The 12,319-nt window shown below is 68.8% G+C and carries 11 protein-coding genes; 7 read left to right on the top strand and 4 right to left on the bottom strand.

The genetic code is table 11. The annotated features are described in order from the left end of the window. Nucleotides 1-580 precede the first annotated feature (580 nt). Together C471_RS00475 and nasA are read right to left on the bottom strand one after the other, a co-directional pair. Nucleotides 581-2,872 carry a molybdopterin-dependent oxidoreductase gene (locus C471_RS00475; protein WP_049908892.1) on the bottom strand — a complete coding sequence of 764 codons (2,292 nt, stop codon included), beginning with the start codon at nt 2,870-2,872 and terminating at the stop codon, nt 581-583. A 185-nt stretch (nt 2,873-3,057) separates the two neighbouring features. After that, nucleotides 3,058-5,271, bottom strand: a complete 2,214-nt coding sequence (nasA, locus tag C471_RS00470; protein WP_049908900.1) for an assimilatory nitrate reductase NasA — start codon at nt 5,269-5,271, stop codon at nt 3,058-3,060. Between the two features lie 645 nt (nt 5,272-5,916). Here nasA and C471_RS00465 point away from each other — a divergent pair. From C471_RS00465 to C471_RS00445, 6 genes are all read left to right on the top strand, one after another. Then, nucleotides 5,917-7,677 carry a nitrite/sulfite reductase gene (locus C471_RS00465; RefSeq protein ID WP_004045775.1) on the top strand — a complete coding sequence of 587 codons (1,761 nt, stop codon included), beginning with the start codon at nt 5,917-5,919 and terminating at the stop codon, nt 7,675-7,677. Continuing rightward, nucleotides 7,670-7,828 carry a hypothetical protein gene (locus C471_RS17325; RefSeq protein ID WP_160163118.1) on the top strand — a complete coding sequence of 53 codons (159 nt, stop codon included), beginning with the start codon at nt 7,670-7,672 and terminating at the stop codon, nt 7,826-7,828. The genes C471_RS00465 and C471_RS17325 overlap by 8 nt, the downstream gene beginning before the upstream one ends. Nucleotides 7,829-7,866: 38 nt before the next feature. After that, nucleotides 7,867-8,289 (top strand): universal stress protein, encoded by a 423-nt coding sequence (locus C471_RS00460; RefSeq protein WP_004045773.1) that lies wholly within the window; start codon nt 7,867-7,869, stop codon nt 8,287-8,289. Between the two features lie 16 nt (nt 8,290-8,305). Continuing rightward, nucleotides 8,306-8,590 (top strand): DUF6360 family protein, encoded by a 285-nt coding sequence (locus tag C471_RS00455; protein ID WP_004045771.1) that lies wholly within the window; start codon nt 8,306-8,308, stop codon nt 8,588-8,590. Between the two features lie 66 nt (nt 8,591-8,656). Continuing rightward, nucleotides 8,657-9,937, top strand: a complete 1,281-nt coding sequence (locus C471_RS00450) for an amidohydrolase (protein WP_004045768.1) — start codon at nt 8,657-8,659, stop codon at nt 9,935-9,937. Nucleotides 9,938-10,093: 156 nt separating this feature from the next. Then, a complete protein-coding gene (locus C471_RS00445) occupies nt 10,094-10,330 on the top strand; it encodes a hypothetical protein (RefSeq protein WP_004045767.1) in 237 nt (78 codons plus the stop codon). Nucleotides 10,331-10,605: 275 nt separating this feature from the next. On the opposite strand, the gene C471_RS00440 is transcribed toward C471_RS00445, so the two are convergent. Then, nucleotides 10,606-11,022, bottom strand: coding sequence for a BsuPI-related putative proteinase inhibitor (locus C471_RS00440; protein ID WP_004045764.1), 417 nt, complete (start codon nt 11,020-11,022; stop codon nt 10,606-10,608). Between the two features lie 114 nt (nt 11,023-11,136). Between C471_RS00440 and C471_RS00435 the strand changes: the two genes are divergently transcribed. Continuing rightward, nucleotides 11,137-11,889 (top strand): DUF2797 domain-containing protein, encoded by a 753-nt coding sequence (locus C471_RS00435; RefSeq protein ID WP_004045762.1) that lies wholly within the window; start codon nt 11,137-11,139, stop codon nt 11,887-11,889. Nucleotides 11,890-11,911: 22 nt separating this feature from the next. Here the strand turns inward: C471_RS00435 and C471_RS00430 are convergent, their stop codons facing one another. Further along, nucleotides 11,912-12,253: an ASCH domain-containing protein gene (locus C471_RS00430; protein WP_004045760.1), complete on the bottom strand. Its 342-nt coding sequence runs from the start codon at nt 12,251-12,253 to the stop codon at nt 11,912-11,914. Nucleotides 12,254-12,319 lie beyond the last annotated feature (66 nt).

The raw sequence follows: 12,319 nt of genomic DNA, 5'->3' as shown, positions 1-12,319 counted from the left end.
TCGACCGCCTCCTCCGACGGAAGGATGCGGTTCGACGCGGATCCGGCGGCGTCGGAACCGGGACCGCAAACCGATCCCGGTTCGAATTGGTTGTACATGGTATTTCTTACGAACCAGAAACACAGACTAGATATTAATAAACAAATCGATTGACAAAATTAGAATTTTGAAGGTAAACACTTCGGTATCCTCAAGAAGCGTTCTCTCTGGAAAGTATTCCCAGAAAAACAGCCGAAATTAAAAAGTGGGTATCTTATCTCGCTATTATCTGAAAAGCGCCGACCGCCGAGCTGTTCGGCGATCCGTTTTAATTCTTTAATCACGATCGTATGTGAGACCGGTACGCGATGACGCGGGCGGCGTCGCCGGCGCTACGCGCCGGCTGCCAGAGGCGCTTCGCGCCTCGCTGCGCCCGCGAGCGGCGTCACCGGTGGCCGCGAGTAGCGAGAGACCGGAGGGCTCTCTGAAAACCGGCGGCAAAGCCGCCGGTGACAACCCGCGAGGTCGACGGCGTCTCGGAAAGCGAGCGGCTGTCGCGAAATAAGCCGTTAAAAAGGGGATCGACGGCCGACGACCCGGTTCAGGGGTAGGAGCCGGTCCCGTTCGGCTGTCCCGACCCGCCGGCGACCTCGGTGGCGGTCCGGTCCGGCGCTCGCAGCGCGATCGCGCACTGCTTGAGGTTCGGCTCGGCCGAGTCGGGGTCGGCGGCGGACAGCGTGAGCCGGTTCGCCGCCGGGTTGTGAACCGGGAGCCAGACGAGCCCCGGCGGCACGTCGGCGTCGGGCGCGACCCCGACCGTCACCGCCGAGCGGCGGGACTCGATCACCGTTTCCCCGCGGTCGAACGCCTGCAGGTGGTCGGCGATCGTCTCCGGATGCATCCGCGCGGCGGTCGCGCCGTCGACCTCGTCGCTCCCGTCGCCGTCGGCGGCGTCGGCGCCGATATCTGCGTCGGGCCGAGTCCGGACCCCGGTGTTGTACGCGTCCGGACGCCGGCCGGTGGTGAGCGTGAGGGGGTACGACCCGTCGATCGGCTCCGGGACGCCGCCGTGCGACGCGTTCGAGAACCGGGCTCGGCCCGATTCAGTGGGGAACGACCACCGGTCGTCGCCGTCGGCTGGCGGCGCGGCACCGGCCTCCGCAGCGCCGCCGCCCCCGACGTAGTACCGGTACCCGCCCTCGCTGGTAGCGTCCGAGGCGGGCCACCGGACGGCGAGCTCCTCGGAGAGCCGCTCGTAGGAGATCCCCGAGAGGTCCGCCGTCGTGCCGCGCGTCAGGGCGCTGACCTCGTCGAACAGGGCTCCCGGGTCGGGCCGAGTCGAGTCGAACAGCTCGGGGACGACCCGGTCGGCGACCGCGCCGATGATGTCCACGTCCTGCCGGACGCCCTCCGGCGGCTCCCGGGCCGCCGTGACCCGCGAGACGCGGCGCTCCATGTTCATCACCGTCCCCTCGGACTCGCCCCACGTCGCCGCCGGCAGCACCACGTCCGCCAGCTCGACGGTGTCGGAGCGGAACGCGTCCTGGACGATCAGGAACGTGTCGTCGAGGGCGCTCTCGACGTGGTTCGCGTCGGGCATCCCCGCCACCGGATTCGTCGCCACCGTCCAGCAGACGTCGACGTTGTCCCGCGCCAGCTCGTCGACGATCCGAACGAACCCCGGCCCGGACGAGTCGGGGAGTCGGTTCAGGGGAACGTCCCACGCGTTGGCGATCGCCTTGCGGTGTGCGGTGTCGTCGAACGCCCTGTACCCCGGCCACGACGACTTCGAGGCGCAGACGCGGTTCCCCATCGAGTTCGCCTGTCCGGTCAAAGAGAAGGGGCCGCTTCCCGGTCCCAGATTTCCGGTGGCCAGACAGAGGTCGATCAGCGAGCGGGCGGTTCCCGTCCCCTGGACGCTCTGGTTGACGCCCATCCCCCAGTAGACGAGGGTTCGAGCGTCGAACGCCGCGGCCAGCTCGGAGACGCGCTCGACCGACACCCCGGCGGTTTCGGCCGCGACCTCGATGTCGGGAAGCGATCCGACCATGGCCTCGAACCCCTCGGTGTGGCGCTCGACGAACTCCCGGTCGACGAGTCCGTCGTCGACGGCCCGCGCGAGCACGGCCCGCGCCAGCGCCAGGTCGGTCCCCGGCTCGGGGCGAACGTGGAGGTCGGCGTCGGCCGCGGTCTCGCTCTCGACGGGGTCGACGACGATCAGATCGCCGTCGTCGCTCGCGCTGTCGGCGATCCACCGGTATAAGACCGGGTGAGCGATCTTCGGATTCGCGCCCCAGATCACGTGGGTCTCGGCGTCCGGGACGTCGTCGTAGGTCGGCGGCGGTGCGTCGCTCCCGAACGCCTGCGTGTACGCCCGCACCGCCGAAGCCATACACAGCGTGGTGTTGGCGTCGTAGTACCGGGTGCCGAACCCGCCCCGCGCGAGCTTCCCCAGCGCGTACGCCGCCTCGTTCGTCTGCTGGCCGCTNATACACAGCGTGGTGTTGGCGTCGTAGTACCGGGTGCCGAACCCGCCCCGCGCGAGCTTCCCCAGCGCGTACGCCGCCTCGTTCGTCTGCTGGCCGCTCCCCAGGACGGCGACGTTGTCGTTCCCCTGCCTGAGCGCCTCGACGATCCGCACCGAGACGGTCCCGAGAACGGTGTCCCAGTCAGTCGGCCGGAGCGTCCCGCCGCGGCGGATCAGCGGCTCGGTCACCCGCTCGCCGCTCGGGTCGACCGTCTCGCGGACGCCCCGACTACAGGTGGCTCCGTCGTTCGTCGGGTGGTCGTCGTCGCCGCGAACGTCGACGAACCGCCCCCCGTCACCGGCGCGCTGTCGGTAGCCGCAGCCGACCGCACATCGCATACAGGTTGTTGGTTTACGATCACTCATTGGCAATTTCGGTTCGGGTTTGTCCCGATCGAACGCGTTGATCGATTCATTCGTCTGCTGTTTCCGGATAGGTCTGGGCTCTCTTTTTTCTCATCTGGCATAACTCTTTTTTCGCATGAATAACGATGTAGTATAGGGATCGAGACGGTCGCCGCAGGCGCGGTCTGACGGCATGCGCCGGAGCGTCAGTCGTCCGTCGAGGCCGGCTCGCCGTCCGCCGCGGGTTGGCCCTCGTGAACCAACGGGTTCGTCGGTCGCGGCGCTCGGACGTCGACCGCGCACTGCTTGAGGTTCGGCTCGTCGGACTCGGGATCGACGACCGGGAGCGTGAGGGCGTTCACGGCCGGATGGTGGATCGGCAGCCACACCATCCCCTTCGGCACGCCGTCGTCCGGGTTGACCGCGACCGTCACCGACCCCCGGCGCGACGCGACGACCGTCTCCCCGCGGTCGAACGCCTCGATGTACTCCAGCGTCGTCTCCGGGTGGATACGGGCCATCGGGGTCGCGTCGCTCCCGCCGCTCCCGTCACCCCGGCTGCGGACGCCGGTGTTGTACGCGTCGGCCTGCCTCCCGGTCGTCAGAGTGAGCGGGAACTCGTCGTCCGTCGGCTCGGCGAGGCCGTCGTGGGCGCCCGTCGAGAACCGCGCGCGACCCGACGGCGTGGGGAACGACCACCCGTCGTCACCGACGTAGCGGTAGCCGCTCTCGGCCTCCGGCGACGGCGCGGGCCATCGGACCGCGCGCTCCGCCTCCAGCCGGTCGTACGAGATTCCCGACAGATCCGCCGGCGTCCCGGCCGTCAGCTCGCGCAGCTCCTCGAACACCGACTCCGGCGAGACGGACGCTCGCGGGAACAGCCCGTCGTCGATCGCGGCGCCGATCGCGACGATGATGTCGAGGTCTTGCTTGATCTTCGGCGAGGTCTCGGTGGCGGCGCGGACCCGCGAGATCCGGCGTTCCATGTTGGTGACCGTCCCCTCTGACTCGCCCCACGTCGCCGCCGGCAGCACCACGTCCGCCAGCTCCACGGTCTCAGTCCGGAACGCGTCCTGCGCGACGAGGAACGTCTCGTCGAGCGCCTCGCGGACGCGGTCGCCGTCGGGCATCCCCGCGACCGGGTTCGTCGCCACCGTCCAACACACCTCGGGCGGGCCGTCGACGACCGCGTCGACGATCCCCACCGGACCCGGCCCCGGATCGTCCGGGAGCCGCTCTCGCGGGACCCCCCACGCGTCGGCGATCGTCCGGCGCTCCTCGGGGTCGGTGAACGCGCGTTGGCCGGGCCAGGTCCCCTTCGACGAGCAGACTCGCGTCCCCATCGAGTTCGCCTGCCCGGTCAAAGAGAAGGGACCGCTCCCTGGCCGGAGGTTCCCCGTCGCGAGACAGAGGTCGATGAGCGCCCGCGAGGTCGCGGTCCCCTGGACGCTCTGGTTGACGCCCATCCCCCAGTAGACGAGCGTCGGGTCCGTCAGGGCGTCGGCGACGCGCGCGACGGTGTCGACCGAGACGCCGGCGGTCTCGGCGGCCTCGTCGACCGACGGTAACGAGTTGACCGTCGCCTCGAAGCCGGTCGTCGCCTCGGCGACGAACTCGCGGTCGACGCCGCCGTCGGCGACGACCTGCGCCAACACCGCCCGAGCGAACGCCAGGTCGGTGCCGGGGTCGACCTGCGCGTGCAGGTCGGCGTCGTCGACGGTCTCGCTCTCGACGGGGTCGACGACGATCAGCTCGCTGTCGTCGTCGCCCGCGCTGTCGGCGATCCAGCGGTACATCACCGGGTGGGCCACCGCGGGGTTCGCGCCCCAGATCACGTGGGTCTCGGCGTCGGGGATGTCCTCGTACGTCGGCGGCGGTGCGTCGCTCCCGAACGCCTGGTAGTAGGCCGTGACGGCGGAGGCCATACAGAGGGTGGTGTTGGCGTCGTAGTACCGGGTGCCGAACCCGCCCCGCGCGAGCTTCCCCAGCGCGTACGCCGCCTCGTTCGTCTGCTGGCCGCTNGTGGTGTTGGCGTCGTAGTACCGGGTGCCGAACCCGCCCCGCGCGAGCTTCCCCAGCGCGTACGCCGCCTCGTTCGTCTGCTGGCCGCTTCCCAGGACGGCGACCCCGTCTGCGGTCCGGGCGAGCGCGTCCTCGACGTGCGAGACGACGGTCCCGATCGCCGTCTCCCAGCTGGTGGGGACGAGCGTGCCGTCCTCCCTGACGAGGGGCCGTGTCAGCCAGTCGCCGCCGGGATCCGCGGTCTCGCTGACGCCGCGCTGGCAGGCGAGACCGCGGTTGACCGGGTGCGACGCGTCGCCCCGGACCGTGTCGAGTCCGTAGTTGTTGGTGTACCCCTGCTGGAGGTGACCGCACCCGACCGCACACCGCATGCACGTCGTCGGCGTCCAATCGCTCATCGGCGGTCCCGCTCCCCGGTGGTGGTCTCGCGCCGCGCCGAAGCGGGCGGTACGCCGGCGGTTCCGATCCGTGGCCGGTCCGAAATAGGTGGCCCGCACACGTAGTGTCGCATCAGTTGATATCTGAATATTACATACCTTATCTCCGCTATAATTGTTTTGGTATGGGAATATATGCGGTATATATAACAAATCTCCGCTTTATTTGGGATATTTCTAAACAAACATGCGCATACCCGCCCACGTGGCCTTCCGCTCGTGCACGTGGGCGTCCCGCCCGCAACGCGCGTCGCCGGCACAGTCGAGGCGCGATCGCGAACGGCGACGGAGGCGTGGCTGGTCGGGAATCGCTTAGGCGTGGCCGCCCGGAGATCGATTCCGGCCCACACGACGCTCGACAGCTCGATTCCATTTGTGAAGTTCTGGCTCGCTCCGTTACCGGGAATATAATTTCTTATCTTGAGAGAGAAAATATAGTCCGCTCTGGCGCCCGCCTTTTCGATCGCTCCGTTATACTTCTTATTTTGTGATTTTATAAAAACCGAAGTACTTTATGCTATCCTGTAAACTTCTACCCGAGATGACCCACCATTCGGCCAGTATAGGTGCGGAGAGGTTGTTCATTGACGACGAGCGTGATCGGTAATGGCGAACAAAAAGGAGGAGTGGAAATCGGAGCTGTACGGCGACAAGGTGCGGGAGAAGATACTGGAGTTCGCTGAGACGGGGTTCGAGTCGATCCCGGAAGACGAGCGGGAGGCGTGGTTCACCCGGTTCAAATTCTGGGGCGTGTTCCACCAGCGCTCGGGCCAAGAGGGGTACTTCATGCTGCGGCTGACCAACGCCAACGGGATCTTAGAGCCCGGCCAACTCCGCGCGATCGCCGAGGTCGCCCGCGACTACGCCTCGGGACCGGTGTCGAACCCCGAGTTCGGCGACAGTTGGATCGACCTGACCACCCGGCAGTCGGTCCAGCTCCACTGGATCGAACTCGAGGATATCCCGGAGATCTGGGAGAAACTGGAGGCCGTCGGGGTGACCACCCGGTCGTCGGGCGGCGACACGATGCGGAACATCTCCGGCAGCCCGGTCGCCGGCAAGGACGCGAACGAGGTGATCGACACGCTCCCGCTACTGGAACGGTTCCAGGAGGAGATCCGCGGCGACGACGACCTCTGTAACATGCCCCGGAAGTTCAACATCAGCATCTCCGGGACCCCCGAGGGCGGCGCGCAGGACGCGATCAACGACATCGGCCTCGAACCGGCTGAAAAGGAGATCGACGGGGAGGAGACGCTCGGCTTCAACGTTCGCGTCGGCGGCGGGCTCGGCGGTCGCGAGCCCCGCGTCGCTCGCCCCCTCGATGTGTTCGTGACCCCGGACGAGGCGTACGACGTGGTCCGCGGCTTCGTCGAGCTCTACCACGACCACGGGGACCGGCAGGTCCGCGCGAAGAACCGCTCGCGCTTCTTCGTCGACGACCACGGCACCGACTGGATCCGCGACCTGCTCGACGAGGAGTACGTCGACCGCGACCTGCGGACCGCCGGCGAGGACATCCGCGACGAGTACACGTACAACGCCGGGTCGGCCCCCGACGACGGGAAGAAGGACTACACCGGCGTCCACGAGCAGGGTGACGGCAGGCGGTACGTCGGTCTCAGCGTCCCCGTCGGCCGGCTGCCGGCCGAGGAGGCCGTCGAGCTGGCGGACCTCGCCGACGAGTACGGCACCGGCGAGGTCCGGCTCACGCGCCGGCAGAACCCGATCATCGTCGACGTGGAGCCCGACCGGGTGGACGACCTGCTCGCGGAGCCGCTGCTCGCGAAACACCGGCCCGAGCCGAACCCGTTCGTCCGCGGCGCGATGGCCTGTACCGGCACCGAGTTCTGCTCGATCGCGCTCGTCGAGACCAAGACCCGGACGGCGACGATGCTCCGCTGGCTCCGCGACAACGTCGACCTCCCGGACGACGTCAAGCAGCTGAAGATCCACTTCTCCGGCTGCACCGCCGACTGCGGCCAGGCCAACACGGCGGACATCGGGCTGCTCGGCATGCGGGCGCGGAAGGACGGCGAGATGGTCGAGGCGGTCGACATCGGCGTCGGCGGCGGGATGGGCGAGGAGCCCTCCTTCGTCGAGTACGTCCAGCAGCGGGTGCCGGCCGACGAGGCCCCCGGCGCGATCCGGAACCTGATCGAGGCGTTCGCGGAGCGCCGCGAGTCGAGCCAGACCTTCCGCGAGTGGGCGGACGCGACCGACGACGAGACGCTCGCGGAGCTGTGCGAGCCCGAGGAGACCGACTACGTCGACCCGTCGCTCACCGACGCGAAGCAGTCGTGGTACCCGTTCGCCGAGGAGGGGACGACGGCCGCGAATCCGGAGGTCGCGTCGTCCGATGACTGACCGTTCGATCGGCTCGGTGGCGGACGAGACCGCGGCCATCACCGAGGGCTCCGCGACGGCCGTCGAGGACCCCGAGACTACCGAAGACCCCGCGGACGACGGTGCGCAACACGCCTCGGCCGACGTCGCCCCTGAGCTGTTCGGCTGGTAGACCGCCGGGGGCGCGGCCGATCAACACCCATTCGACATATGTACGACGAGATTCTGTTCCCGACCGACGGCAGCGAGGCATCGAAGCGGACGCTTCCGCACGCGGTGAGTCAGGCGCAGGCCTTCGACGCGCGGGTCCACGTCCTCTACGTCGTGAACACGACGTACGCCGGCGTCGGCGCCGGCGGCAGCAAGAACGTCAACTCCCTCCGCGCGGAGGGCGAGGAGGTGACCGAGGAGTTCGAACAGCGGCTCCGCGACAGGGACGTGGACGTGGTCACGCGGGTCGAGGAGGGAGACCCGCACGCGAAGATCACGGAGTACGCCGCCGACGAAACCGACATGATCGTCATGGGGACGCGGGGGCGCAGCGGGATCGAGAAGTACCTGCTCGGCAGCGTCACGGAGAAGGTCGTCCGAACCGCCGACGTTCCCGTGTTCACGGTCCGCACTCCGGAATGACCGGTTCGCGAGCGAGATGAACGAACGGATCACGTCGGTGACCGCGTACACCACGCTGGACTTCGTCGACGGGGCGGCCGTCGGCCACGACTGGACCGAAGGCGGCTCGGGCGTGTTGAACGTCTCCGTGCCCGACGAGGCGCCCGACCGCGTCGAACTCCAGTTCGAACTCGACGGCCTCGACGTCGACCGGCTGCCGAACCACGCCGACCGGATCGATCTCACCGCCGAACAGGCCCGGACCGTCGCGGCCGCGCTGACGCGGCACGCGGACCGGATCGAAGACGGCGACGCCGGCTGACCCGCTCCCGAGAACGACCCGCTTCGCCACGCGATCGTTTAAGCCCGGCCGCGGCCTTCCGCCGGTATGAGCGCTCTCGACGACGACGCGTACCGCTCCTTTCGACGCGACTTGCACCGCCACCCGGAGCCCGCGTGGCGCGAGTTCTACACCACCGCCCGGATCGTCGAGGAGCTCCGGGAGCGCGACCTCACGGAGCTGTACGTCGGTCCGGACGCGCTGGCGACCGACGACCGGATGAACGTCCCCGACGACGAGGAGCTTGCCGAGTGGGAACAACGCGCACGCGACGCGGGCGCTGACCCGGAGATCGTCGACCGGCTCTCGGGCGGGTACACCGGCTGCGTCGCGGTCGCGGAGCGCGGTCCCGGCCCCGTGGTCGGCCTCCGCGTCGACATCGACGCGCTCCCGATCACCGAGTCCGCGAACGACGATCACGTCCCCGCGGCCGAGGGGTTCCGATCGGAGCGCGAGGGGTACATGCACGCGTGCGGTCACGACGCGCACGCGACGATAGGGCTCGGAGCCCTCGACGCGGTGCTGGACTCCGACTTCTCGGGCACGCTCAAGGTGTTCTTCCAGCCGGGCGAAGAGCAGGTCGCGGGCGGCAAGCCGATGGCGGAGTCCGGCCACCTCGACGACGTGGACTACCTCTACGCGGTCCACGTCGGCCTGGATCACCCCTCCGGCGAGGTCGTCTGCGGCGTCGACGGCTTCCTGGCGGTCAGACACTTCCTCGCGGAGTTCGAAGGCGAGCCGTCCCACGCGGGCGCGCGTCCGGAGCAGGGACGGAACGCGGTGCAGGCGATGGCGGCGGCGGTCCAGAACCTCTACGCGATCCCCCGGCACGCCGACGGGCCGACCCGGGTGAACGCCGGGCTCGTCGGCGGCGGCACGGCGACGAACGTCGTCCCCGAGGAGTCGTACATCGAGGGCGAACTCCGGGGGGCGACGACGGAGCTGGCCGACTACATGTCCGACCACGCAGACCGAATTCTGGAGTCGGCCGCGGGGATGCACGACTGCGAGGTCGAGGTCTCGACGAAGGGGGAGGCGCCGAGCGCGACGAGCGACGACGCGCTCGCCGGGATCGTCGGCCAGGTCGCGGGCGACGTAGCGGGCGTCACCGAGATCGTCGACAGCGCCGATCTGGGCGGCTCCGAGGACGCGACCTATCTGATGCGGTCGGTCCAGAAGCGCGGCGGGCTGGCCTGCTACGTCGGCGTCGGCACCGACCACCCCGGCGGTCATCACACGAGCACGTTCGACGTGGTCGAAGGCGACATCGCGATCGGGATCGACGTGCTCGCCGGCGCGATCCGGAAGGTCGCCGAGACGCGTCCCTGATCGAGGGTGAAACGGCGAACCCCGAACGGAGTCCCGTTGAAATTCTCTGTTTCGGACGCGCTGTCGTCCGAAACGGCTGATCGGTGGTGAGTGCGAGTTGGTCGGTCGTTCTCACGTTCGGAGGAATTATCAGCGGCACCGTTCGAACTGGTTTCGATGCCCTCCAAAACACACGAACTGCTCGAATCAGTTCGGCGTCTCCTCTTCGTCGTTGTATTTCTACTCGGACTCGGCGTCGCGGCGCTCGGTGATATCGCTGTTGCGGTCCGCGGCTACACGACGGCGATACCGACTGCCGCCCGCGTAATCGGGAGTGTGGTCGTACTTACGGCGCTTGCGCTTCTCTTTTCCACGCTGTTTCAAGCAGATGCGGATCCGGACTCGACGGACTGAGTGTACCGATCGGGAGGTGAACCGTCCGTACTGACTGATGCGTGAGGTCCCTACCCGTACTGACCGGGCTCGAATCGGGCGTGTCAACCACCATCGGGTTTCGAAGTCCCCGGATCCATCCCCCTCGCTGATCGGATCGCCGGCCTCGAACCTGGCCCGGTTGTGGACGACGAACGGGATCGCAAGGAGGCCGGCGAGCGTCGCGAACGCCAGCGACCACCGCCGCTGGTCTCCCGGCGACAGGTAGAAGCGAGCCGCCGCCCGTCGGGTCGCGCTCACGGCCCCGTCCGAGCGACGGCACTCGCGGTCAGGTCGCTCTCCTCCGCGGTCACCTCGCCGACGATTCGGTACCGTCCCGCAGGGGGATCTCCCCACGTCGCCTCGTAGGTGGTCGACTCGCCCGGCTCCAGGGTCTCGCTGCCGAGCACCTGCGTGAACACGCGACCGGTGCCGTACCGCCAGACGGGATCGTCTTCTCCCTCCCTATGGTCTTCCACGCCCTCCCTATCGTCGCCCTCGCCCTCACCGCCGATCCGGTACGCCGCGAAGTCGGCGCGCTGGCCGGTCCGGAATCGTAAGGTGTCGGGATCGTCGCCGCCGTTTCGGACCGTTAACGCGAGGTCGATCGCGTCGTCGCCGCCGGCGTCGTCACGGGCGTCGACGGTGTGGGCAGTGAGCGCGGCGTTGAGCATGGGGATACATCGCCGAGCGTCGGCATAAACACACGTGCGGAACTGACGGGGCCCTCGACTCCCAACCGTTCCGGCGACGACGCGCCTAAGTCGCGGCTCCCCCTACGGGATCGCGTGCAGGTCGTCGGCTACGAGTCGGGCGAGGGACTCACCGTCGCCAGCGGCGGCGCGGTCGAGTTCGTCGAGGCGACCCCGGGCACGGAACTCGCGTTCGGGCTCGGCGACCGCCGCTGCGCGGGGACCGTCCACGACGGCGAGCACGTCGCCTGCGACGCGGCCGACGCTCCCTACTGCGACGCGCACCGACACGTCTGGGTCTGCGCCCGGTGTACGGGAACCTGTCTGAAAGACGAGATGGACTGCCGCGAGGCGCACGCGGTGTACCTCGCGGCGTTCGCGCCGGACGTGCTGAAGGTGGGCGTCACGCGCCTGTGGCGGCTGGAGACCCGGCTCCGCGAGCAGGGCGCCGACCGCGCGGCCCACGTCCGGACGTACCCGGACGGGCGGATCGCGCGCGAGGTCGAGGCCGAGCTGGCCGAACGCGACGACCTCGTCGATCGAGTGCGCGTCCCGACGAAGCTCGCGGGGTTCGGCCGCGACGTGGACGCGACGACGTGGGAGGCGCTGCTGGAGGGGTTCGACCCGATCGAGCGGTTCGCCTTCGACTACGGCCTCGACCTCGACGACCGGCCCGTCGCGGAGCGGATGGCGTCCGGGACGGTCCGGGGCTGGAAGGGGCGCGTGCTCGTGCTCGACCGCGGCGGGTCGACGTACGCGGTCGACGCCCGCGATCTCGTCGGCTACGAACTCACCGAGGAGGTTCCGGACCGCGAGCTGCAGTCGAGCCTGGGCGCGTTCGGGGGCTGACTCTCGACGGGACGGCCGGTCCTCACTTCGTCCGCCGGAACCGGTGTCGAACCACGTCGGCGTCGTCGTCCCAGTCGAAGCTCCCGCCGTGCGCGCGCACCATCCGCTCTCTGTACGCCTCCAGCGACGGCGACCCCTCCCGCTTCGCGTCCTCGTCGGTCATGTCGCCGAGGGTGCGCTCGGTCACCTCGGTGAGTTCGAACGTCACGCCGTCGATCTCGAAGGTGTCGCCTTCCTTGCCGTACCGGTTCCCGCGGTGGAGCTGGGTCACGTCGCCGTCGAGCGCGCTCTGCTTCACGCGGTCGTTCGGAAGCAGGCCGGCCGGGTCGTTGACGGTTTCGTCCGCCGGGTCGTTCTCTGACATATCGATCCGTTAGGCCCGGATCGGGTTATAAGCGCGGCCGACATCGACCGCCGGTCCCCGCGGGCA

It is taken from the genome of Halorubrum saccharovorum DSM 1137 (genome assembly GCF_000337915.1).
GTDB lineage: Archaea > Halobacteriota > Halobacteria > Halobacteriales > Haloferacaceae > Halorubrum > Halorubrum saccharovorum.
The sequence above is the reverse complement of the archived record's forward strand: the minus strand, read 5'-3'. Positions and strand labels throughout refer to the sequence as shown.